This is a genomic window from Streptomyces sp. JNUCC 63, assembly GCF_054366325.1.
Map to the genome: position 1 here is coordinate 2,849,645 of NZ_CM135963.1, position 22,357 is coordinate 2,872,001.

At 71.3% G+C, this 22,357-nt stretch carries 19 protein-coding genes; 10 read left to right on the forward strand and 9 right to left on the reverse strand.

Annotated features, from left to right (window positions below):
- Positions 1–140: 140 nt before the first annotated feature.
- From ACX25U_RS12815 to ychF, 4 genes are all read right to left on the reverse strand, one after another.
- Positions 141–2,510 (reverse strand): 2OG-Fe(II) oxygenase, encoded by a 2,370-nt coding sequence (locus tag ACX25U_RS12815; RefSeq protein ID WP_454391650.1) that lies wholly within the window; start codon positions 2,508–2,510, stop codon positions 141–143.
- Between the two features lie 260 nt (positions 2,511–2,770).
- Positions 2,771–3,184: a DNA-binding protein gene (locus tag ACX25U_RS12820; RefSeq protein WP_454391652.1), complete on the reverse strand. Its 414-nt coding sequence runs from the start codon at positions 3,182–3,184 to the stop codon at positions 2,771–2,773.
- Positions 3,166–3,450, reverse strand: coding sequence for a hypothetical protein (locus tag ACX25U_RS12825; RefSeq protein ID WP_100571986.1), 285 nt, complete (start codon positions 3,448–3,450; stop codon positions 3,166–3,168). Before ACX25U_RS12825 ends, ACX25U_RS12820 begins: the two co-directional genes overlap by 19 nt.
- 324 nt (positions 3,451–3,774) lie before the next feature.
- On the reverse strand, positions 3,775–4,863 hold the full coding sequence (gene ychF / locus ACX25U_RS12830) for a redox-regulated ATPase YchF (RefSeq protein WP_454391654.1): 1,089 nt from the start codon (positions 4,861–4,863) through the stop codon (positions 3,775–3,777).
- Between the two features lie 164 nt (positions 4,864–5,027).
- Here ychF and ACX25U_RS12835 point away from each other — a divergent pair, with 164 nt between their 5' ends.
- A complete protein-coding gene (locus ACX25U_RS12835) occupies positions 5,028–5,561 on the forward strand; it encodes a DUF6542 domain-containing protein (RefSeq protein WP_454391656.1) in 534 nt (177 codons plus the stop codon).
- Positions 5,562–5,580: 19 nt separating this feature from the next.
- On the opposite strand, the gene ppgK is transcribed toward ACX25U_RS12835, so the two are convergent.
- Both ppgK and ACX25U_RS12845 read right to left on the reverse strand, forming a co-directional pair.
- On the reverse strand, positions 5,581–6,327 hold the full coding sequence (gene ppgK, locus ACX25U_RS12840) for a polyphosphate--glucose phosphotransferase (RefSeq protein ID WP_454391658.1): 747 nt from the start codon (positions 6,325–6,327) through the stop codon (positions 5,581–5,583).
- 56 nt (positions 6,328–6,383) lie between these two features.
- Positions 6,384–7,391: a 4-hydroxy-3-methylbut-2-enyl diphosphate reductase gene (locus tag ACX25U_RS12845; RefSeq protein ID WP_454391660.1), complete on the reverse strand. Its 1,008-nt coding sequence runs from the start codon at positions 7,389–7,391 to the stop codon at positions 6,384–6,386.
- A gap of 99 nt (positions 7,392–7,490) precedes the next feature.
- Between ACX25U_RS12845 and xseA the strand changes: the two genes are divergently transcribed.
- Together xseA and ACX25U_RS12855 are read left to right on the forward strand one after the other, a co-directional pair.
- Entirely contained in the window at positions 7,491–8,699 is a 1,209-nt protein-coding gene (gene xseA / locus ACX25U_RS12850) for an exodeoxyribonuclease VII large subunit (RefSeq protein WP_454391662.1), read from the forward strand.
- Positions 8,700–8,708: 9 nt separating this feature from the next.
- Positions 8,709–8,945: an exodeoxyribonuclease VII small subunit gene (locus ACX25U_RS12855; protein ID WP_454391664.1), complete on the forward strand. Its 237-nt coding sequence runs from the start codon at positions 8,709–8,711 to the stop codon at positions 8,943–8,945.
- Between the two features lie 35 nt (positions 8,946–8,980).
- On the opposite strand, the gene ACX25U_RS12860 is transcribed toward ACX25U_RS12855, so the two are convergent.
- Positions 8,981–9,505: a DUF4245 domain-containing protein gene (locus ACX25U_RS12860; protein WP_454391665.1), complete on the reverse strand. Its 525-nt coding sequence runs from the start codon at positions 9,503–9,505 to the stop codon at positions 8,981–8,983.
- Between the two features lie 125 nt (positions 9,506–9,630).
- Between ACX25U_RS12860 and glpX the strand changes: the two genes are divergently transcribed.
- Positions 9,631–10,665, forward strand: a complete 1,035-nt coding sequence (glpX, locus tag ACX25U_RS12865; protein ID WP_454391667.1) for a class II fructose-bisphosphatase — start codon at positions 9,631–9,633, stop codon at positions 10,663–10,665.
- 93 nt (positions 10,666–10,758) lie between these two features.
- Here glpX and ACX25U_RS12870 read toward each other — a convergent pair whose 3' ends face one another.
- Both ACX25U_RS12870 and ACX25U_RS12875 read right to left on the reverse strand, forming a co-directional pair.
- Positions 10,759–11,136, reverse strand: a complete 378-nt coding sequence (locus tag ACX25U_RS12870) for a WhiB family transcriptional regulator (protein WP_454391669.1) — start codon at positions 11,134–11,136, stop codon at positions 10,759–10,761.
- A 123-nt stretch (positions 11,137–11,259) separates the two neighbouring features.
- Complete coding sequence (locus ACX25U_RS12875; protein ID WP_454391671.1) at positions 11,260–11,967, reverse strand: DUF1707 SHOCT-like domain-containing protein; 708 nt, start codon at positions 11,965–11,967, stop codon at positions 11,260–11,262.
- A gap of 192 nt (positions 11,968–12,159) precedes the next feature.
- Between ACX25U_RS12875 and ACX25U_RS12880 the strand changes: the two genes are divergently transcribed.
- The 6 genes from ACX25U_RS12880 to ACX25U_RS12905 all read left to right on the forward strand — a co-directional run bounded on the left by ACX25U_RS12880 (position 12,160) and on the right by ACX25U_RS12905 (position 22,317).
- Positions 12,160–13,827 carry a fumarate hydratase gene (locus tag ACX25U_RS12880; RefSeq protein WP_454391673.1) on the forward strand — a complete coding sequence of 556 codons (1,668 nt, stop codon included), beginning with the start codon at positions 12,160–12,162 and terminating at the stop codon, positions 13,825–13,827.
- Positions 13,828–13,952: 125 nt separating this feature from the next.
- Positions 13,953–14,435 carry a hypothetical protein gene (locus tag ACX25U_RS12885; RefSeq protein WP_454391675.1) on the forward strand — a complete coding sequence of 161 codons (483 nt, stop codon included), beginning with the start codon at positions 13,953–13,955 and terminating at the stop codon, positions 14,433–14,435.
- 13 nt (positions 14,436–14,448) lie between these two features.
- Positions 14,449–17,478: an NACHT domain-containing protein gene (locus ACX25U_RS12890; RefSeq protein WP_454391677.1), complete on the forward strand. Its 3,030-nt coding sequence runs from the start codon at positions 14,449–14,451 to the stop codon at positions 17,476–17,478.
- Positions 17,479–17,538: 60 nt separating this feature from the next.
- Complete coding sequence (locus ACX25U_RS12895; RefSeq protein ID WP_454391679.1) at positions 17,539–18,945, forward strand: class II fumarate hydratase; 1,407 nt, start codon at positions 17,539–17,541, stop codon at positions 18,943–18,945.
- Between the two features lie 72 nt (positions 18,946–19,017).
- The gene (fomD, locus tag ACX25U_RS12900; RefSeq protein ID WP_454391681.1) at positions 19,018–19,710 is read left to right on the forward strand and encodes a cytidylyl-2-hydroxypropylphosphonate hydrolase; all 693 of its coding nucleotides are present in this window, start codon (positions 19,018–19,020) and stop codon (positions 19,708–19,710) included.
- Positions 19,711–20,022: 312 nt separating this feature from the next.
- Positions 20,023–22,317, forward strand: a complete 2,295-nt coding sequence (locus tag ACX25U_RS12905; RefSeq protein WP_454391683.1) for a SpoIIE family protein phosphatase — start codon at positions 20,023–20,025, stop codon at positions 22,315–22,317.
- Positions 22,318–22,357 lie beyond the last annotated feature (40 nt).

A 22,357-nucleotide genomic window follows, 5' to 3' on the forward strand; every position in this document is an offset into this window, starting at 1 on the left:
TGTGCAGTTCCTGCGCCGGGCACGGCGAGCATGTCGCGGACCAGGGCGTCGCAGTCGTGGCGGTCAAAGGGCTGGTGCTCATGGCGGATCCGCCGGCAGACGCCGGCGTGCCCGCACCCTCCCCACCTTTGCCTTCCGGCCTACGCCCAGGTCGCCTTCAACCAGGTCAGGTCCGTGCCCGCAGTGCGCCGAGTCTGCCGCTCGCGCGTGAACAGTGCATCGGTCTTGGTCAGGACAAGCGTGTACGGACGGCCCTGGCGCCGGGTCGAGTGGCTCACCGGGAGACCCGCCAGGTCGATGGCACTGTGCACGTGCCGCCGTCCGTCCTTGGCCAGCGGCCACTCCAGGACCCGCTCGGTGGAGGAAGCGAGGAACGCGGCCAACGTGTCGCACAGCTCGCACCCGCCCGCGTGCACCCGCCCTCTCCCGGCGACGAGCCCACGGCCCGCCCCGCAGCCCGCCCAGGCGATCGACCAGTCGCCCTCGGCGCGCTGCGGGGTGGCGAGGAACGCCTCGAGACGCCCGACGCAGTCCCGCGCGAGCAGCGCGGCCCCCGCCGCCCCGCGCACTTGTGCCGGCAGCTTCGCCACCGCGCGCAGGGCCGGGACCACGCACTCCAGGACGGTGTCCGGGTATCCGCGCAGCGCCTGCGCGATCGCGGCCCGCCGCTCGTCCTCGGCCGCCTGCCAGACGCGTGCCAGAGGCGGGCCGAGTTCGGCCAGGCGCGGCCCGCGCTCCTCGGCCCGCGCCCGGGCGCACCACAGGCCCAGCTCTTCCTCCAGCCAGCGCCAGGCGGCGTCCGCGAGCAGCCGCGCCACGTACGAGCCCCCAGCGGCACGCAGTGCGTCGCACAGCTGGGGCAGGACCTGCACCCACTCTCCACGGTCGGCCCCGGACACGCGCCAGACGCACTGTGCGGGGAACCATCCTCCGACGAGTTCACGCGTCCACTCTCTGCCGTACGCCCCGGCCACCGCGGCCAGCGCGTCCGCATGGTCCGGGGTGAGCGCCTCCGCGCGGAACGGCTCCAGCAGCATCGCCGCTGTCCCGGGCACGCCCAGGCCGGCCGCGACCTCGAGGGCCGTACCCAGCGCTTCGTCCCGCGGCGCGGCCTGCGGCCAGAACGGCGCCAGCGAGGCCGCGTCGGCCCGGACCCTGTCCAGCTCCCCAGCCGCGATCCGGTCGCGCAGCTCGGCCAGCGCGCCTTCGGATCCGGCCTCGGCCCGGGCCGCGAACGCCCGCTCGCGCGGCCACAGCAGGACCGCGGAACGTCGGTACCAGCGGTCAAGGGTGTTGCCGTAGTTACCCATGTAGCCCTCGTACTCCGACCGGAAGGGCTCCAGGTTCTTGTTCGGCGTGGAGGCACACCGCTCCTCGTAGGAGACGGGCAGACAGATCGCCTCGCCGCCCCCGCCGTCCGGACGGGTCCACCAGCCGAGAGTGATCTCGTCGTCGATCAGGTCGTTGAGCTCGTAGTCCGCATGGTCTTCGTGGGCGCCGCTCCTGGTGCCGGGGGCCAGGTCCTCCTCGTCACAGGAGTCGTCGTAGTGGTAGCCGCGGTCCCACGGGTCACCGCCGCCGGGCGGATAGGCGTCCCAGGTTTCCTTCACCTCGGCGAGCGCGAGCACCGCCTCGCAGCCGGCCCGCGCCGCGGCGGTACGCAGCAGCGCGGCGCGCTCGGCATCCGCGCCCTTGAGGCGGCTCCAGGACAGTCCGCGCTGGGTGTACTCGTGGTCGAGCAGGTAGACCAGCCGGTTCGGCGGAGGCAGTTCCCGGCCTCCCCAGCGCGAGAGGGCCGGCTCGGCGAAGTGTTCGGTCAGGCAAGCCGCGAGGTCAGCGACCGGGCCGACGTCCCCGGACGCGTCCTCGTCCTCGGCATCGGCGAGCAGGTTGAAGGTGAGGGTCACCCGATAGCCCGACTTCACCGGCTTGACCTCGTGCCGGCAGTCGGCGTAGAAGGCGACGAAGGTCAGCCGCTCCTTCGACGCCTGATAGACCCTGCTCTCACCGCCGTGCTCCACCACCAGTTCGCCGCCGGTGTGCGCCGAAGGCAGCGACACCACCAGCGTGCCCACCATCGCGTCGTCCTTCTCGGAGTCCTGGTGAGGAAGGAAGAACTGGCCCTTGCCGTACACGAGGAGCGCGTGCGGCTCGGCCCGCAGCCGGGTCTTCGCCGGCAGCCCGAGCTCGTCACGGAAGTATTCCAGGGCGGCGTCCAGCATCGGCACCCACCCTGTCCCGCCCAGCTCGAACCGGTCCGGAGTGATCTCCCAGGTGTCGCGGACACCGGGGTCGCTCAACGTCTCCTCACCGCGCCCGAACTTCGCCGGCCGCGCCACCTCGATCAGCTTCTTCGTACGCGGAGCGCGCAGCGGAAGCACCACCGGCCCAACACCCTCCACGTCCAGCCGGAGCGCGTCGGCCGGCGCGTTCATCCAGGCGGCGAACGAGCCGCCCGGGTCCGAGCCACCGAGCAGTCGCGCCAGCCGCTCCCGTGCCGAGATCGCCATGCTCCGCCCCCTTTTCACGTCCATGCCCCGCTTCGTACCGCCGGGGACGCCCCGGCTTCCCTGACGATCGTAGTGACGGCGAGCACCGCTCCCGCGCGAACGACCGGACGCCGACGCCCGATCCCTCAGCGGCGCGGAGGCCATTGCCCCGGGAACATCCCCTGCCGGTACGACGCCGGGGCGTTCATCGCCGTCGACAACGACGACCGACGCACGCAGGGCCGCCACGGCCCGGCCGGGCCGCCCTCGACCGCAGGAAATCACACCGCCACGAGCCGGACACGATCGCCGCAGAGTTTGACCATGTCATCGATATCGGAGGTCAACATGACAACGGGGCGGTGCTGCCTCAGCGCGGCCTCGGCGACCGCCGCATCGATCGCATATTTGTGCCCGTGCAAGCCGGCGTCCATCAGCAGTTTCGAGGCCGCTCTCGCCTCCTCGTCGCCCACCGGGACTACGCGCAGTCCGGAGAGCACCCAGTTCAGACGGGACTTGTTCGTACGGGCATGTACGGCCTCGATGATGGTGAGCGCACTGATCACGACCTCCATGCCTCGCGAGCGCGCCTCAGCAACCAGAGCCACCACCTGCTCGTCGTCGGCGAGCAGCTTCGACAGCCCCTCGCTGTCGAGGACCAGCGTCCCCTCGTGACTCAGCCTGCGGCGGGCCACTCGGCCTCCTCGGCGAACACCTCGTCGAAGACCTGCCGCGCCCGCTGACGAGCCTGCTCGGAGACCGGCCCCTTGCGGTTCTCGTAGTCCGCCAGGTACTCGTCCAACACCTGGCCGCGCAGCTCACGCTCCACCGCCGCGGCGATGAACGCGGAGAACTCCCGCTTGCCCACCCGCGCACGGATCGCCTCCGCGGTCCCCTCCGGAAGCGACAAACTCACCCGCGTCGCCGGCCCTTCTCCGATGCTGTACGTCGTCTCAGCCATAACCCAAGTGTGTCAAACGAGTAGGAAAAGCGCTACGGCCCGCCCCCGCCACCCATACGGGAGCCACCCGGGAAAGGCCGGGGAAAAGTCGCCCACCCCCTCTCGTCGCGCACCGCACAGTCCGCGACTCAGCACGGAAGCCAGCCACCGTCCCAGCACAATCTCGGCACGGTAGGGATGACAAGGGATGATGACAGCCGAAGACCAGGCGGGTTTCCCAGCACCATCCCAACACGGGAAGCGACCAGGGGCCCGACCCCGAAAGGTCGAACCCCTCCTGACCTGCATGTTTGCCAGATCAGCGACGTGGCGATGCAACGCCTGCTACACGTTGAAGCGGAACTCCACCACGTCCCCGTCGCGCATCACGTAGTCCTTGCCCTCCATGCGGGCCTTGCCCTTGGCCCGGGCCTCGGCGACCGAGCCGGTCTCGACGAGGTCCTCGAAGGAGATGACCTCGGCCTTGATGAAGCCCTTCTGGAAGTCGGTGTGGATCACGCCGGCGGCCTCGGGGGCGGTGGCGCCCTTCTTGATGGTCCAGGCGCGGGACTCCTTGGGACCGGCCGTCAGGTAGGTCTGCAGGCCGAGGGTGTCGAAGCCGACGCGGGCGAGGGTGGCCAGGCCCGGCTCGTTCTGGCCGACGGACTGCAGGAGCTCCAGGGCCTCCTCCTCGTCGAGCTCGGCGAGGTCGGCCTCCAGCTTGGCGTTGAGGAAGATCGCCTCGGCGGGGGCGACCAGGGCGCGCTGCTCGTTCTTGAAGTCCTCGTCGATCAGTTCGTCCTCGTCGACGTTGAAGACGTAGAGGAACGGCTTCGTCGTCAGCAGGTGCAGGTCGTGGAGGAGTTCCGCGCGCTCGCTGCCCTGGACGATGCCGTGCGCGAAGAGGGTGTCGCCCTTCTCCAGGATCTCCTTGGCCTCCTCGACGGCCTTGACCTTCGGGGCCACGTCCTTCTTGATCCGCGACTCCTTCTGGAGCCGGGGCAGGACCTTCTCGATGGTCTGGAGGTCGGCGAGGATCAGCTCGGTGTTGATCGTCTCGATGTCCTCCTTGGGCGAGACCCTGCCGTCGACGTGGACGACGTTCTCGTCCTTGAAGGCGCGGATGACCTGGCAGATCGCGTCCGACTCGCGGATGTGCGCGAGGAACTTGTTGCCCAGGCCCTCGCCCTCGCTGGCGCCGCGCACGATGCCGGCGATGTCGACGAAGTCGACGGTCGCCGGGAGAATCCGCTCCGACTTGAAGATCGAGGCGAGCTGGGCGAGCCGCCCGTCCGGGACGCCGACCACGCCGACGTTCGGCTCGATCGTGGCGAACGGGTAGTTGGCCGCGAGCACGTCGTTCTTGGTCAGGGCGTTGAACAGGGTCGACTTGCCGACGTTCGGCAGACCGACGATTCCGATCGTGAGCGACACGTTGCGACTTCCAGTACGTGAGGAGACTGTGGGCCAGGCGGCCGATCCACCAGTCTACGGCGTGTCGCGGCCCGGCCCCGAGACGGTCCGAGCCCTCGGCCAAGGTGCGCGGCCCGGCGTGTCAGACGGCCTATTCGGCACATAAACAGACCTAGGTTGGTTCGGTGGAGCAACACAGGACGACGCGAGGCCAGCAGCACGGACCGCGACGTGGCAGGCCACCGGTGCCCTCGGCGCGGCGGGCGTCGGCGGTGCGGCCTCCGCCGGTGCCCGCGCCGGCCGCGGCTCCCGCCCCACGGCAGCTGCCCAGTCCGCGGCTGACGGGGCTGGGCGCCGGGCTGTTCTGCGGGGCCGCCATGCTCCTGCTGGGCTTTGCCGACCTGCTGCTCTTCGACGGGTCCCAGGTCGCGTACAGCGTGCTGTTCGTGCCGGTGTGCGCGCTGACCGCGGTGTGGGTGCGCCAGGGCGACCTGCTGACCGCGCCCGTCGCGGTGCCGATCGGGTTCGCCGTGGGGCTGCTGCCGGTGGTCGACGGGGACGGGGGGTTCCTCGGCAGGCTGCTGGGGCTGGTGACCGCGCTTGCCACACAGGCCCTGTGGCTGTACGCCGGGACGCTGATCGCGGGCGTGACGGTGCTGGTACGGCGGGTGGCGCTGGTACGGCGGCGGGCGGCGGTGCGGGGCCGTACGCCGGTGTGAGACGCGGCCCCGCACAGCTTCAGCCGTGCTCCGCCGCGTGCATCGCCGCGCCCACGATGCCCGCGTTGTTCTGCAGCTGTGCGGGGACTATCTCCGCCTCGATGCCCTCGATGAACGGCAGGAACTTGTGGGCCTTGCGGCTGACGCCGCCGCCGATGATGAACAGCTCGGGGGTGAAGAGCATCTCGACGTGGGCGAGGTACTTCTGGACCCGGCGCGCCCAGCGGTCCCAGGTCAGGCCCTGGTCCTCCTTGGCCTTGCTGGACGCCCGCTTCTCCGCCTCGTGGCCGTTCAGCTCCAGGTGGCCGAGCTCGGTGTTGGGGACGAGGACGCCGTCGACGAAGACCGCGCTGCCGATGCCGGTGCCGAAGGTCAGCAGGACGACCGTGCCCTTGCGGCCCCGGCCGGCGCCGAAACGCATCTCGGCGACGCCCGCCGCGTCGGCGTCGTTGACCACGGTCACCGGCAGGCCGCCGAGCCGCTCGCCGAACAACGCGCGCGCGTCGGTGTCGACCCAGCTCTTGTCGACGTTGGCCGCCGTACGGACCGTGGCGCCACCGGTGACGACGCCCGGGAACGTCAGCCCGACCGGTCCCGTCCAGCCGAAGTGCTCGACCACCTGCCTGACCCCGTCGGCCACACCGTCGGGCGTCGCCGGGTGCGGGGTGAGCACCTTGTGCCGCTCCTGGACCAGGTCGCCCCTGTCCAGGTCCACAGGGGCACCCTTGATGCCGGATCCGCCGATGTCCACGCCGAAGATCTGCATGGCACCACGTTACGACGCGGGACTGACAGTCACTCCTGCGCCGTAACGCCCGGCCGTCACTCCCGCGCCGTACCCGACCCTCCGCGCTCGGCGGCCAGCGCCGCGGCCTCCTCGCGCAGGTCCCGGCGGAGCTCCTTGGGCAGGGAGAAGGTGATGGACTCCTCGGCCGCCTTGACGATCTCCACGTCCTCGAAGCCGCGCTGCGCGAGCCATTCGAGCACCTGCTCGACCAGGACCTCCGGCACCGAGGCGCCCGAGGTCACGCCGACCGTGGAGACGCCCTCCAGCCAGGCCTCGTCGATCTCGTCGGCGAAGTCCACGAGGTAGGACTGCGCCGCGCCCGCGAGCTTGGCGACCTCCACCAGCCGCTTGGAGTTGGAGGAGTTGCGGGAGCCGACCACGATCACCAGGTCCGCCTGGGCGCCCATCTGCTTCACGGCGAGCTGACGGTTCTGCGTGGCGTAGCAGATGTCGTCGCTGGGCGGGGAGACCAGCTGCGGGAACTTCTCCTTGAGCGCGTCGACCGTCTCCATGGTCTCGTCGACCGAGAGCGTGGTCTGCGACAGCCATACGACCCTGGAGGGGTCGCGGACCTCGACCTTGGCGACGTCCTCGGGGCCGTCGACGAGCTGGATGTGCTCCGGGGCCTCGCCGGTGGTGCCGATGACCTCCTCGTGGCCCTCGTGCCCGATCAGGAGGATGTCGTAGTCCTCATTGGCGAACCGGACGGCCTCCTTGTGGACCTTGGTCACCAGCGGGCAGGTCGCGTCGATGGTGGCCAGACGCCCGCGCTCGGCCTCCTCGTGGACGACGGGGGCCACGCCGTGCGCCGAGAACATCACGATGTTGCCCGGCGGCACCTCCTCCGTCCGCTCGACGAAGACGGCGCCCTTCTTCTCCAGGGTCTGCACGACGTACTTGTTGTGGACGATCTCGTGCCGGACGTACACCGGAGCCCCGTACTGCTCCAGAGCCTTCTCGACAGCGATCACGGCACGATCCACACCCGCGCAGTAGCCCCGGGGAGCGGCGAGCAGAACACGGCGGCCAGACGAAGCAGTCATGCCCCCATCGTAAGGCCGCCCCGGCGGCCCGAAGATCGCGCCGTCCGGCCCGGGACGCCGTGGCCCGCGTTGTCAGCGGTGAGGGCTACTCTCGCGGACATGGCTGTCTCCACGTCTCCCGAAGCCCCCCTGCCCGTCGGTGAGGTGTCGCGGCTGATCGGGGGTTGGATCGAGCGGCTCGGGGCCGTGTGGGTGGAGGGGCAGATCACGCAGCTGTCGCGGCGGCCGGGCGCGGGCGTGGTGTTCCTGACGCTGCGCGATCCGTCGTACGACGTCTCCGTCAGCGTGACCTGCTACCGACAGGTGTTCGACGCGATCGCCGATGTCGTCAGCGAGGGCGCCCGGGTCGTCGTGCACGCGAAACCCGAGTGGTACGCCCCGCGCGGGCAGCTGTCGCTGCGGGCCGCCGAGATACGGCCCGTGGGGGTCGGGGAGCTGCTGGCCCGGCTGGAGCAGCTGAAGAAGGCGCTCACGTCGGAGGGGCTGTTCGCGCCCGAGCGCAAGAAGCCCCTGCCGTTCCTCCCCCAGCTGATCGGGCTCGTGTGCGGCCGGGCCTCCGCCGCCGAGCGGGACGTGCTGGAGAACGCCCGGCAGCGCTGGCCCGCCGTCCGCTTCGAGGTGCGCAACGTCGCCGTGCAGGGTGTCCATGCCGTCCCGCAGGTCGTGCAGGCCGTCAAGGAGCTCGACGAGACCGACGACGTGGACGTGATCATCGTGGCGCGGGGCGGTGGCAGCGTGGAGGACCTGCTGCCCTTCTCCGACGAACAGCTCGTCCGCGCGGTCGCCTCCTGCCGTACGCCGGTCGTCTCCGCGATCGGGCACGAGCCGGACACCCCGCTGCTCGACTACGTCGCCGACCTGCGCGCCTCCACCCCGACCGACGCCGCCAAGAAGGTCGTGCCGGACGTCGGCGAGGAGTACGAGCGGGTACGGCAGCTGCGCGACCGCGCCCGCAGATGCGTACAGGCGTTCGTCGAACGGGAGGAGCGCGGGCTGGCCCACGCGCTCGCCCGGCCCTGCATGGAGGACCCGCACCGCATGATCGACGAGCGGGCGGACCACGTCGTCTCCCTGCTCGACCGGAGCCGTCGCACCCTGCGGCACCTGCTGGACCGCGCGGACTCCGAGCTGGCGCACACGCACGCGCGCGTGGTGGCCCTCTCCCCCGCCGCGACCCTCCGGCGCGGGTACGCCGTGCTGCAGAAGGCCGACGGGCACGTGGTCCGCGACCCGGCCGAGGTGACGGCGGACGAGGCCCTGCGGGCACGGGTCGCCGAGGGCGAGTTCACTGTTCGTGTCGACACATAGGGTGGTCGAATGACAAGCAAGGCATCCCCGGCGGACGAGGCGCTCGGCTACGAGCAGGCCCGCGACGAGCTGATCGAGGTCGTCCGGCGCCTGGAGGCGGGCGGTACGAGCCTGGAGGAGTCCCTCGCGCTGTGGGAGCGGGGCGAGGAGCTGGCCAAGGTGTGCCGGCGGTGGCTGGAGGGCGCGCGCGCCCGGCTGGACGCGGCGCTGGCCGAGGAGGAGGACGGGGCACGGGCCTCGCAGTAGGCCGCGGTAGGCCCGAGTGAGCCCCGGCCCGGGGCTCAGGACGTCTTCAGCGCCTTCACCATCGTCGTCAGCCGGTCCCAGGACGCCGTGCCCGTGACCACCGTCGTGGACCCCTTGGTGCCCTCCAGCACGAGCGCGTCGTAGCGGCCGCCGGCGTAGCGGGTCCACGTACGGCCGTCGATCTTCTGGGTGACCTTCGTGGCGTGCCCGCCCTGGCTGGCGTCGTCGATGAAGTCCTTGCGCTTCTGAGCGGACTGCTCGATCGCCACGTATTGACCGTCGGGATCCTGGAAACCCAGGTGCCAGTGGTCCTTCTCGCCGGCCCGGAAGCGGACCGAGGTCGCCTTCCAGCTGTCGGGCAGGCCCTCGGGTGCGGCCACCGGGTACGACGCCGCACGGCGTGCCGTGAGCAGCTCGACGCTGTAGTCGACCCGCTTGAGGTCGGGAGCACCGCCGCCATGCGGGACGAAGAGGTAGATGACCCCCGCCGCGATCCCGATCAGGCCCAGGGAGAGGAGCATGTCCCGGACCGTCTTCTGCTTGCCATTCGAACGTGCCACGCCTCCATCGTCGCAGGTGTCCGGTCCGCTCATCCGTGGGGCCCCCTGCTCATTTTGTCCACCCGGCGATAGAGTCGGGGCAACACCCTCATCCGGCCGTCGCCGTATCAGAAAGGTGCGCTCCGATGACCGAGCATCACCACTTGCCGTCCGAGCTTGAAGTGCCCTCCGAGGCGCCCGACCGCAACATCGCCCTGGAACTCGTCCGGGTGACCGAGGCCGCGGCGATGGCCGCGGGCCGCTGGGTCGGGCGCGGTGACAAGAACGGCGCCGACGGCGCCGCGGTGCGCGCCATGCGCTCCCTCGTCTCCACCGTGTCGATGAACGGCGTCGTCGTCATCGGCGAGGGCGAGAAGGACGAGGCCCCGATGCTCTTCAACGGCGAGCACGTCGGCGACGGCACCGGGCCCGAGGTCGACATCGCCGTCGACCCGATCGACGGCACCACCCTGACCGCCAAGGGCATGCCGAACGCGATCGCGGTCCTCGCGGCCGCCGAGCGCGGCGCCATGTTCGACCCGTCCGCCGTGTTCTACATGGACAAGCTGGTCACCGGACCGGACGCGGCCGACTTCGTCGACATCGACGCGCCGGTGTCGGTGAACATCAAGCGGGTCGCCAAGGCCAAGCGGGCCACGCCCGAGGACGTCACCGTGGTCATCCTCGACCGCCCGCGGCACGAGGGCATCATCAAGGAGATCCGGGAGACGGGCGCCCGCATCAAGCTGATCTCCGACGGCGACGTGGCCGGCTCGATCCTGGCGCTGCGCGACGGCACCGGCATCGACCTGCTGCTCGGCATCGGCGGCACGCCCGAGGGCATCATCTCGGCCTGCGCCGTGAAGTGCCTGGGCGGCACGCTCCAGGGCAAGCTGTGGCCCAAGGACGACGAGGAGCGGCAGCGGGCGATCGACGCCGGGCACGACCTCGACCGCGTGCTGACCACGGACGACCTGGTCTCCGGCGAGAACGTCTTCTTCGTCGCCACCGGCATCACCGACGGCGAGCTGCTGCGCGGTGTGCGCTACCGCTCGGAGACGGCGACGACCGACTCGATCGTCATGCGCTCCAAGTCCGGCACGGTCCGCCGGATCGACTCCGAGCACCGGCTGAGCAAGCTGCGTGCCTACAGCGCGATCGACTTCGACCGCGCGAAGTAGCACCTCGTACGCGGCGGTACGGAACTCGAAGGGCGCCCCCGGTGCGGCGGGGGCGCCTCACGCGCACGAGGGAACGCGCGGGGAACCCGACTGCTAGCCGGCTGCCGCTATACGCCCCGTCGTGCGGGCCGTCTTCTTCAGCTCCAGGTCGCGGCGGCGGCGCCGGGCCAGGACGACACGGCGCTCGGCGGCGGTGAGGCCGCCCCAGACGCCGTAGGGCTCGGGCTGCAGCAGCGCGTGCTCGCGGCACTCGACCATGACCGGGCAGCGCGCGCAGACCCGCTTGGCCGCTTCCTCCCGGGACAGCCGGGCGGCGGTGGGCTCCTTGGAGGGCGCGAAGAACAGGCCGGCCTCGTCGCGCCGGCACACCGCCTCGGTGTGCCAGGGCGCCTCCTGATCCCTGTCCCGCGCTGGCACCCGCTGGGCCGGAACGGCAGCTACCTGCAGGGACGAATGCGGCGGTTGCAGCACGGTCTTCTCCTGACGACGGCTTCGCGAGCTGAAGGGTGCTCCGAGAGACGATGCAGCAAGGCCTACCCGCTGTGCGCGCGCCTATGCACTGAGTTCCGAACCGTGCGGTTGGTCAGAGGTCGGTCAGAGATGCTTGCGCAGACGCTTGTCGACCTTGCGCTGCACCCGGTCGAGGATGTCCGCGACGAGCTTGCCGCGCTTGGGCCGCGCCTCGACGTTGCCCAGGACGGCCCAGCCGTCGACGTAGACGACGGGTGCCTCGGACTCGGCCGAGTCCAGCGTGGCCACCTCGAAGTTGCCGAGGACGCCGCCGCCGGTGCCGCGCAGCGACACGTTCTCCGGGACGCGGACCTGCACGTCGCCGAAGACCGAGACGGCCCTGATCACGACCTGTTGGTACTCGAAGATCGCCTCGCTGAGGTCGATCTCCACGCTGCCGAAGATCGCGTACGCGTGCAGCCGGCGTCCGGCGCGCCAGCGGCCTCTGCGCGTGGCCTGGCTGAACACCGCCACCACGTTCTCGTCGGCGACGGGGGGTATCGTGCCGGCCGCCGGGCGGTTGGGCGCGGGGGTGTACGCCGGGGCCGTGCGGCCCTGGTGGGCGGCGGGCAGGTCCTGGATGAAGACCTCCAGCTCACCGACCGTCTTGGCGCTCAGCACCCCCTCGACGCGCTCGGCGTGCTCGTCGGCGGTCAGGCGGCCCTCGGCGAGGGCCTCGCGCAGGATGTCGGCGATACGGTCACGGTCGGCGTCCGAGGCGCGCAGCTCGGCGACGGGCGCGGGAGCGGGGGCCGCGGCCGTGCGCGGTTCGGTCTGCTTCTGAAGGTCCACGGCAGCAGGGTACCGAAACGCGATAGATCGCGACTAGAGGTGTGGACGAGCGGGCGCGTCGGGCGGCGGGCCGGGGGCCGAGCGGGAGGCTGAGCCGGACCTCACAGGTTCGCTGTCAGCGGCAGGTCCTACGCTGTCTGATGCCCGCCAATGTCGGCGGGCGGCCGTCTGTCGAGTGAGGAATGGGCTGCAATGCCGGAGTTCACGTACACCGATCTGCTCCCGCAGGGTGAGGACACCACCCCGTACCGGCTGGTGACGTCCGAGGGCGTCTCCACCGCCGAGGGGCCCGACGGGCGTACGTTCCTCAAGGTCGAGCCGGAGGCGCTGCGCAAGCTGGCCGAGGAGGCCATCCACGACATCCAGCACTACCTGCGCCCGGCCCACCTCGCCCAGCTGCGCCGCATCATCGACGACCCCGAGGCGTCGGCGAACGACAAGTTCGTCGCCCTGGACCTGCTCAAGAACGCGAACATCGCCGCCGCGGGCGTGCTGCCCATGTGCCAGGACACCGGTACGGCGATCGTGATGGGCAAGCGCGGGCAGAACGTGCTGACGGCGGGAGGAGACGAGGAGGCGCTCTCCCGGGGCATCTACGACGCCTACACCAAGCTGAACCTGCGCTACTCGCAGATGGCTCCGCTCACCATGTGGGAGGAGAAGAACACCGGCTCCAACCTCCCCGCGCAGATCGAGCTGTACGCGACGGACGGCGGCGCCTACAAGTTCCTGTTCATGGCCAAGGGCGGTGGCTCGGCCAACAAGTCCTTCCTGTACCAGGAGACGAAGGCCGTCCTGAACGAGGCCTCCATGATGAAGTTCCTGGAGGAGAAGATCCGTTCGCTGGGCACGGCCGCGTGCCCGCCGTACCACCTGGCGATCGTGGTCGGCGGTACGTCGGCCGAGTACGCGCTGAAGACCGCGAAGTACGCCTCCGCGCACTACCTGGACAACCTGCCGGCCGAGGGTTCGCCGCTCGGGCACGGCTTCCGGGACAAGGAGCTGGAGGAGAAGGTCTTCGAGCTGACGCAGCGGATCGGCATCGGGGCGCAGTTCGGCGGCAAGTACTTCTGCCACGACGTGCGCGTGGTCCGTCTGCCGCGGCACGGCGCGTCCTGCCCGGTCGCGATCGCGGTGTCCTGCTCGGCGGACCGGCAGGCACTGGCGAAGATCACGCCCGAGGGTGTGTTCCTGGAGCAGCTGGAGAAGGACCCGGCGCGGTTCCTGCCGGAGACGACGGACGAGCACCTGTCCGACGACGACGTCGTCAGGATCGACCTGAACCGGCCGATGGACGAGATCCTCGCGGAGCTGACGAAGTACCCCGTGAAGACCCGGCTGTCGCTGACCGGGCCGCTGGTCGTGGCCCGGGACATCGCCCACGCGAAGATCAAGGAGCGGCTCGACGCGGGGGAGGGCATGCCGCAGTACCTCAAGGACCACCCGGTGTACTACGCCGGGCCGGCGAAGACTCCCGAGGGTTACGCATCGGGCTCGTTCGGTCCGACCACGGCCGGGCGGATGGACTCCTACGTCGAGCAGTTCCAGGCGGCGGGCGGTTCGAGGGTGATGCTGGCCAAGGGGAACCGGAGCAAGCAGGTCACGGACGCGTGTGCCGCGCACGGCGGCTTCTACCTGGGGTCCATCGGCGGGCCCGCGGCCCGGCTGGCCCAGGACTGCATCAAGAAGGTCGAGGTCCTGGAGTACGAGGAGCTCGGCATGGAGGCGGTCTGGAAGATCGAGGTCGAGGACTTCCCGGCGTTCGTCGTCGTCGACGACAAGGGCAACGACTTCTTCACCGACCCGGCGCCGCAGCCGACGTTCACGTCGATTCCGGTGCGGGGGCCCGGTCTGGCGTAACGCCCTCGGCCGTGCGTTCCGCTCCCCTCGGCAGAGCCCCGGGACCAATCCGCGTCTTCGCGATGTCAACGGGGCGGCAGTGGCTCTACGCTGATGTCCTGTCACTCTCGGGGGGAGCTCGCGGCATGACCTTCAACCAGTCTTCCTGGCAGCTGCACAACAGCAAGGTCTACAACATCGCCGGTGACCTCCACCTCACCGAGCAGAGCGGGCCGTCGGAGTTCGTCGCGGTGGTGGAGGAACTGCGGGCCCGCATCCGGGCCCTGGAGAACGTCCCGGAGCCCCAACTCGCCGCGGTCGACCAGGAGCTGGCGGAGGTGGCCGACCTCGGGGAGACGGTGCGATCGGACGCCGGTGACGCAGACGCCGATGACACGGGCCTCGCCGACGACGACTCCGACCCGGGCGGCACGGAATCCGACGGCACAGACTCCGACGACCCGGACGGATCTCCGGACGCCGGTGACTCGACCAGAAGCGGCAGGGTCGTCCGTGGCCTCGCCCGGGTCGGCGCGCTGCTGCGCGGTCTGACCGGTGCCGCCAACGCCGCGAACGAGCTCGGCGCCTCCGTGGACGAGCTGGCGCAGTGGGCCGGCCACCACCTCTGATCGGCGCCACACCATGCCGGGATCCGATGAGGCGAACGCCGAGTTCGAGCAGCCGAACTGGACGGTCACGGCGCCGGTGTTCAACGCGCGGGACATCCACATCTCCGGCCTCGTCGGCCCGTCCCGCGGCGGCGCGGTACCAGACGGCACCGCGCCGCCTCCGTCCCCGCCGCAGGACCCCGCGTTCCGGCGGTCGCTGGCCCGGCTGCTGCTACGCAAACTGAGGTCCACGAGCGACGAAAGTCAGTGGCTGGGCGGCGAGTTGACCGACCTGGCGGTGCTCGTCGAGGACGTCGAGGGCAGTACCGCCGTCGGCCGCCGCGGTCTGCCTCACCGACGCGGCCGGTACTCGACCCAGCCCCTGACCGAGGCCCTGGCCCAGCCCGACGCCGACCTGGTCCTGCTCCAGGGCGTCGCGGGTTCCGGCAAGAGCGTCGCCCTGCGCCGGCACGCGGTGTCCCTGCTGGAACACATCAGCACTGGCCGTGCCCCGGACAGCGCGCCCCTGCCCGTCCATGTGAACCTGCGCGAACTCACCGCGAGCCCCGACGAGATCAACACCGAGTTGCTGCGCCGTTACATCATGGAGCAGACCGGCCCGCGCGGCAGCACCGACGTCGCCTCCTACTTCGCCCACTGCTTCGCCGAGGATCTGCGCAACCGCCGGGTGATCCTGCTGCTCGACTCCTTCGACGAGATCCCGGCGGTCCTCGGCAGCGCGACGGTCGACGCGGTAGTCGCCCCGTACGTCCAGACGATCATCGAGCTCGTCGGGGGCGGAGGGCGCTGCGTGGTGGCGTGCCGGGAGTACAAGGGCCTGCGCTCGGCGGGCTGGACCCAGCTGCACATCCTCGGGCTCTCCCTCACCCGGCAGGAGGAGTTCCTGCGCGGGGCCCACCTCGGCAGTGATGGCATCGCACTCGTCCGGGAGCTGCTGACGGACCCCCGGCGCGGCTTCACCACCGAGCTCCAGAACCCGCTGAGTCTCAGGCTCCTCGCCACGTACGTCCAGTCCCGGCGGGCGGCACCGGACCGGCCGAGCGCCCTGTTCGCCGAGTTCGCGAGCCTGCGGGTGCGCGAGGGCCTGTCCCACGCGGGGCTCGACCCCGACAGCTACCGGGCCGCCGACGTGAAACGCCGACTGGAGAACTTCTTCGACCGCTTCGCCTTCCGGCTGACGGCGTCCGGCGGCGGCCTCTCCGTCTCCGAGGCCGGCCTGCGGGAGGCGCTGAGGGAGGAGACGCGGGACGTGCCGGCCCTGCGCGACCTGCTCGACCGTGCGCTGACCGGCTCCCGGATCATCGGCTTCTCCTCCGCGACGGCCGACGAGGAGGGCGCGCAGGACGAGGCGACGGATACCGGCGGGCGCCGCGTCTTCTTCGGCCACCGCCGGGTCCAGCAGTACTTCGCCAGCCGGTACGTCGCCGCCCGTCCCACGGCCGTACCCCGCGAGGAGCTGGTGACCAACGGGCGGTGGAGGGAGACCGCCGTCACCGTGCTCCAGGACGGGCCGCCGGAGGTCACCGGGCCGCTGCTCGACGCGCTGGCCGCGGTCCTGGTCGGCGAGCTGGACCGGGCACGGCGGGCGAATGCGGGGGAGTTCGCGTGGTCGCCCGCCACCGTGCACGTGCTGGAGCTGCTGACCGCCGCCTACCAAGGCAGGGCGGAGTGGCCGCACGAGGCCGTCCGGCCGCTGATCGAGGAGCTGGTGGACGTGGCGTGGCGGAAAGGCAGCGTCAGCGACCGCAAGTTCGCGCTGGACTGCCTGCCGCTGCTGTCCGAGGAGACCCGGGAGCAGTACATCGACCGCGCCTTCGCCGGGGACAGCAACTGGATTCGCATGACCGCGCTGCGCGACTGCGCCACGCTGCCGTCTCTGTCGCCGGCGATCCGCGCCTCCGTCCGGCGGCTGCTGATCACCCGGCTGGGGCGCAGGACGTCGGCGGCGGAGACGCAGGCGCTGGACGTGGATCTGGAGCGGTTGCGGGGAACGGAGGACTTCGTCGGGATACGGCGAATCGTGGACCGGACGCCTCGGTGGGTGGTGGTGCTCGCGCTGCCGACCGTCGTGGTGCGACTGCTCGGGTACGGGGTCTCCCAGCCCGAGGCGGGCCCGTGGCAGCGGCCGCCCATGGCTCTGCTGGGGTTTCTCCTCCCAGTCGTCATGTTCTGGATCTTCCAGGCCACGCAGCCGCTGTCGTACGGCGGCGGCAAGCCGTTCAGCATCCTGGACGACCTCGTCCGCCGCTGGCGTCCGATACCAGGTGCGACGACCGAGTCGGTCCTCCGCTACCTGGGCGTGGTGGCGCTTCTGGGCTCAGGCGTGGGAGCCGTTCTCATGCTCGTCGACATCGGGCGCGGCCGTCTGCCTGTGGCCGAGGCCATGGCCACAGGCGTCACGTCCGTGGCGAGCTTCTACGCGATGCTCTGGGGCCCGGGCGTGCTGTACGCCGTGCACGAGGGTCGCACGGTTCAGCAACTGGGCGCCCTTCAGCGCGTGCTCGTCGTCTCCGTGGCCCTGCGGCGAGGATGGGCTGTGCTGCGGGGCGGGCTCGGCCAGATCAATCCGCGCACCGTGACGACGCTCGTGCTCTGGACAGCGGTCATCGGCGCGTTCTACCTCCTGTCCCTGCACTCCCGCATCGCCGTGATCGTCGGTGCGGGGTCCATTGTCCTGATCGCCCTGTTTCTGCTGCACAGCCTCCTCACCTCCGCCTTCCGCGAACTGCGCAGCCGCCGCCGCATAGACCAGGCCCTCCGCACCTGCAACGACGACGCGACGCTCTTCTTCACCGCTCTGTTCACCCTCCGCGACGTGGGCGAGGCCGCCGAGTACGTCCGCCGGGTCCGTGACGTGCCCCGGGCCGGTCCCCTCGGCGTGGACCGGGCCGCCCTGCGCCTGTGCATCGCTGTCCTGCAGGGCCGCACGCCACAGGTCACCGGCCTCTCCCCGGAGGGCCTCCGGCGGCTGGCCAAGTGGGAGGGCGACACGGAGCTTCTCGACGAGCTGGGCCGGCTGGACGAACAGCTGCGGACACGTTGACGGGCCGCCCCGGGAACATCACGCGCCCCGGCGATGCTGATCCCCATGGAGGTGTCCCCAATGGCAAACGGCCAGAACGACGCAGTCGGTTACCGCATCGAGCACGACTCCATGGGCGAAGTCCAGGTCCCCGTCCACGCCAAGTGGCGCGCCCAGACGCAGCGAGCCGTGGAGAACTTCCCCGTCTCCGGGCAGCGGATCGAGCGCGCGCACATCGAGGCGCTGGCGCGGATCAAGGGCGCCGCGGCCAAGGTCAACGCGGAGCTCGGGGTACTCGACAAGGACGTCGCCCAGGCGATCCAGGACGCGGCGGCGGAGGTCGCCGAGGGGAAGTGGGACGAACACTTCCCGGTCGACGTGTTCCAGACCGGGTCCGGGACCTCGTCCAACATGAACACCAACGAGGTCGTCGCCACCCTCGCCACCGAGCGGCTCGGACGGGACGTGCATCCCAACGACCACGTCAACGCGTCGCAGTCCTCCAACGACGTCTTTCCGTCCTCCATCCACATCGCCGCCACCGCCGCCGTCACCCGCGACCTGATCCCCGCCCTGGACCACCTCGCGGCCGCCCTCACCCGCAAGGCCGAGGAGTTCGCCGACGTGGTGAAGTCCGGGCGGACGCATCTCATGGACGCCACGCCCGTGACCCTCGGTCAGGAGTTCGCCGGGTACGCCGCCCAGGTGCGGTACGGGGTCGAGCGGCTGAACGCCTCCCTGCCGCGGCTGGCCGAGTTGCCGCTCGGCGGGACCGCGGTGGGGACCGGGATCAACACCCCGCCCGGGTTCTCCGCCGCCGTCATCGAAGAGGTCGCCCGCGCCACCGGGCTCCCGCTCACCGAGGCCCGCGACCACTTCGAGGCGCAGGGCGCCAGGGACGGCATCGTCGAGACCAGTGGGCAGCTGCGCACCATCGCCGTGGGCCTGACGAAGATCGCCAACGATCTGCGGTGGATGGCCTCCGGGCCCCGGACCGGGCTCGCCGAGATCTCCCTGCCCGATCTGCAGCCGGGGTCGTCCATCATGCCGGGGAAGGTCAACCCGGTCATTCCCGAGGCCGTCCTCATGGTCTGCGCCCAGGTCACCGGCAACGACGCCACCGTCGCCACCGCCGGCGCCTCCGGCAACTTCGAGCTCAACGTCATGCTCCCGGTCATCGCCAAGAACGTCCTGGAGTCCGTCCGGCTGCTGGCCAATGCCTCCCGGCTGCTCGCCGACCGCACCGTGGACGGGATCGTCGCCCATCGGGAGCGCGCCCGCGAGTACGCCGAGTCCTCCCCTTCCGTCGTCACCCCGCTCAACAAGTACATCGGGTACGAGGAGGCGGCGAAGGTCGCCAAGAAGGCGCTGGCCGAGCAGAAGACCATCCGCCAGGTCGTCGTCGAGAGCGGGTACGTCGAGCGCGGACAGCTCACGGTCGAACAGCTCGACGAGGCGCTGGACGTCCTGCGGATGACACGCCCGTGACATCTCCCGCCCGGGCGTGAACCCATGACGCCCTCGACGGCATCAGGTGCCCCGGGCACCTAAAATCTGCACATGGCAGACGACGGAGCGACCACACGCGCGGCCGTGGGCGGTGCGACGGCCCACTGGACCCCGGGCAGCCAGATCCTGTGGCGGTACCGGGAGAACGGCGGCGCGCGCTTCCACATCGCGCGCCCCGTCACCATCGTACGGGACGACCCGGACCTGCTCGCCGTGTGGATGGCGCCCGGCACCGAGTGCGTCAAACCCGTGCTCGCCGACGGCACCCCGGTACACCTGGAACCGCTCGCGTCGCGCTACACCAGGCCGCGGACCGTACGGCGCGACCGCTGGTCCGGCACCGGAGTGCTGAAGCTGGCCCGGCCGGGCGAGCCCTGGTCGGTGTGGCTGTTCTGGGAGCCGGGCTGGCGGTTCAAGAACTGGTACGTCAACCTGGAGGAGCCGCTCGCCCGTTGGGCGGGCGGAGTCGACTCCGAGGATCACTTTCTGGACATCTCCGTGCACCCGGACCGCAGTTGGCACTGGCGGGACGAGGACGAGTTCGCGCAGGCGCAGCGCGACGGACTGGTGGACGCCGAGCTCGCCGAGCGGGTCGAAGCCGCCGGCAGGGACGCGGTGGAGGTGATCCGTGCCTGGCGGTCTCCGTTCTGCGAGTCCTGGCAGCAGTGGCGCCCGGACCCGGCCTGGGCGGTACCGTCACTCCCGGACGACTGGGACCGTACGCCCGCGCGCATGGCCTCATGAGGCCCTTGATGCGCCCCCGGGCGGGAAACGTAGGATCGTCCTCCGCAACGATCGGAACGATCGAACGAGGATCAGGAGCAACTCCCGGGCCGCAGGCCAGGTCTGACCGGATGTCACCGAGGGGCGGCAGGACGTGAGCGAGGGGTACGACGGCAACACCCGTGCGGGCCACGAACGGTTCGCCGGTGGCACAGGAACAGCCTCTGACCACGCCGGAAATCCGTTCCTGGGACATGTATTCCGGGTATCGGGTCTTCGGCGGGACGAACTGCGCGCCCGGCGCGCGGCCCCGGACGGATGGATTCGACACGCGTGACGGAGCAGCCGACCTCCTTCGAACGCCCCCAGACGGGCGCCGACCCCACGGACGCCCGTGGGGCACTCCTGCGTACCCCGACCGCCTCGGGAGCCTCGGCGTTACCGCAACAGTCCCGCGCCGCCGGCTCCGAGCACTCCCAGTCCGCGTCCGCCGAGCCCGGCGCCCACCGTCCGCGTCCCGCGCCGGAGGGCATCCCGGCCCAGCCGGACGCGGCGGCGAGGGCCGCGGAGGCGACGGCCGTGGAGGCGACGGCCGTGGAGGCGACGGCCGTGGAGCCCCCGACAACTGAGGCCATGACAACCGAGACCGTGACAGCCGAGGCGGAGTCCGCCGAGGGCAGGGCGACCGACGGCGGAACCGGCGAAGGCGGAAACGCGGACCACGGGACCGGCGACGGCGAGTCCCCCGGCGGCGTCGCATCCGTTCGCACGGGCGCCGAGGCGCCCCTGGCAGCGGGCGCGCCCGGCGGCCAGGACCGCAGGACCCGGCGTGGCCTGCCCCCCGGCGGTCAGGAGCGTCGTACCGGCCAGGGACTGCCGCCCGGGCGGCCGTTGCCGATGCGGCGGGACGGGGACCGGCTGCGGTTCGTGGGGGCGGCCACGCGGCGGATCGCGCGCGGCATGGACCTCGACGAGATCGTCATGGGCCTGTGCCGGGCCACCGTGCCGACCTTCTCCGACGCGATCCTCGTCTATCTGCGCGAACCGCTGCCGGTGGGCGACGAACGGCCCGTGGGCCCGCTCGTGCTGCGGCTGCGCCGTACCGACCGGATCCCGGCGGAGCGCGACACCGACGGCGTGTACGTGCCGCCGCCGGTGCCGGAGCAGCCAGCGGAGCTGTCGGTGGTGACCAACGAGCTGTGCGAGGTGCGGCCGGGCAGCGCGCTGGGCGAGGTGCTGCGGGGCGTACGGCCGGTGTTCACGGACACGGCGGCCGCTCAGGTGGCCCTCGCCGAACTCCTCGGCCAAGGCTCCGAGTTGGCGGTGCCCGACGGACAGCGCACCATCCTCGCCCCGCTGCGCGGCCGGCGCCGTGTCATCGGTGCCGCGCTGTTCCTGCGCCGCCCGGAGCGCCAGGCGTTCGAGCCCGACGACCTGCTGGTCGCCGCCCAGCTCGCCACGCACAGCGCGCTGGGCATCGACAAGGCGGTGCTGTACGGCCGTGAGGCGTACATCGCCGACGAGCTGCAGCGCACGATGCTGCCCGAGACGCTGCCCCACCCCACGGGCGTACGGCTGGCCTCGCGCTATCTGCCCGCCGCGGAGACCGCGCGCGTGGGCGGCGACTGGTACGACGCGATCCCACTGCCCGGCAGCCGGGTCGCCCTCGTCGTCGGTGACGTCATGGGCCACTCCATGACCTCGGCCGCGATCATGGGCCAGCTGCGTACGACCGCGCAGACCCTGGCCGGGCTCGACCTGCCGCCGCAGGAGGTGCTGCACCACCTCGACGAGCAGGCGCAGCGCCTGGGCACCGACCGCATGGCGACCTGCATGTACGCCGTCTACGACCCCGTCACGCACCGCATCACCATCGCCAACGCCGGCCATCCGCCGCCCGTGCTGCTGCACCTGAGCGGCCGTTCGGAGGTACTGCGGGTGCCGGCGGGCGCGCCGATCGGTGTCGGCGGGGTCGACTTCGAGGCCGTGGAACTGGACGCCCCGGCCGGCGCGACCCTGCTCCTCTACACCGACGGCCTGGTCGAGTCGCGACTCAGGGACGTATGGACGGGCATAGAACAGCTGCGCGAGAAGCTGCAGGCGACCGCGCAGCTCACCGGCCCCGACCATCCGCCGCCGCTCGAGGCACTGTGCGACGAGGTCCTGGACATGCTCGGCCCGGGCGACCGGGACGACGACATCGCGCTGCTCGCCGCCCGCTTCGACGGGATCGCGCCGAGCGACGTGGCGTACTGGTCCCTGGAACCGGAGGACTCCGCCCCCGGCCAGGCCCGCCGCCTGGCCCGCCGGGCGCTGGACCGCTGGGGCCTGCAGGAGCTCACCGACTCCGTGGAGCTGCTGGTCAGCGAGGTCGTCACCAACGCCGTGCGCTACGCCTCCCGCCCGGTCACCCTCCGCCTGCTGCGCACCGACGTACTGCGCTGCGAGGTCGGCGACGACGTGCCGCAACTGCCGCGCCTGCGCCAGGCCCGCGCCACGGACGAGGGCGGCCGCGGACTGTACCTGGTGAACAAGCTGGCCCGGCGCTGGGGCGCGACCCGGCTGAGCACGGGCAAGGTGGTCTGGTTCGAGCTCAACCACTCGGCCGGGAACGACCAGGCCCGCTGACCCGGCATCAGGACGGTCAGTACGGCCAAGGGGCGCCCGG

Excerpts from the sequence above, each read along its gene's own strand:
- ACX25U_RS12890 (WP_454391677.1), top strand. The coding sequence starts at position 14,449 with ATGCCGGGATCCGATGAGGCGAACGCCGAGTTCGAGCAGCCGAACTGG.
- glpX (WP_454391667.1), top strand. The coding sequence starts at position 9,631 with ATGACCGAGCATCACCACTTGCCGTCCGAGCTTGAAGTGCCCTCCGAG.
- ppgK (WP_454391658.1), bottom strand. The coding sequence starts at position 6,327 with ATGCAGATCTTCGGCGTGGACATCGGCGGATCCGGCATCAAGGGTGCC.
- ACX25U_RS12885 (WP_454391675.1), top strand. The coding sequence starts at position 13,953 with ATGACCTTCAACCAGTCTTCCTGGCAGCTGCACAACAGCAAGGTCTAC.
- ACX25U_RS12855 (WP_454391664.1), top strand. The coding sequence starts at position 8,709 with ATGACAAGCAAGGCATCCCCGGCGGACGAGGCGCTCGGCTACGAGCAG.
- fomD (WP_454391681.1), top strand. The coding sequence starts at position 19,018 with ATGGCAGACGACGGAGCGACCACACGCGCGGCCGTGGGCGGTGCGACG.
- ACX25U_RS12845 (WP_454391660.1), bottom strand. The coding sequence starts at position 7,391 with ATGACTGCTTCGTCTGGCCGCCGTGTTCTGCTCGCCGCTCCCCGGGGC.
- ACX25U_RS12880 (WP_454391673.1), top strand. The coding sequence starts at position 12,160 with ATGCCGGAGTTCACGTACACCGATCTGCTCCCGCAGGGTGAGGACACC.
- ACX25U_RS12825 (WP_100571986.1), bottom strand. The coding sequence starts at position 3,450 with ATGGCTGAGACGACGTACAGCATCGGAGAAGGGCCGGCGACGCGGGTG.
- ACX25U_RS12815 (WP_454391650.1), bottom strand. The coding sequence starts at position 2,510 with ATGGCGATCTCGGCACGGGAGCGGCTGGCGCGACTGCTCGGTGGCTCG.
- ACX25U_RS12895 (WP_454391679.1), top strand. The coding sequence starts at position 17,539 with ATGGCAAACGGCCAGAACGACGCAGTCGGTTACCGCATCGAGCACGAC.
- xseA (WP_454391662.1), top strand. The coding sequence starts at position 7,491 with ATGGCTGTCTCCACGTCTCCCGAAGCCCCCCTGCCCGTCGGTGAGGTG.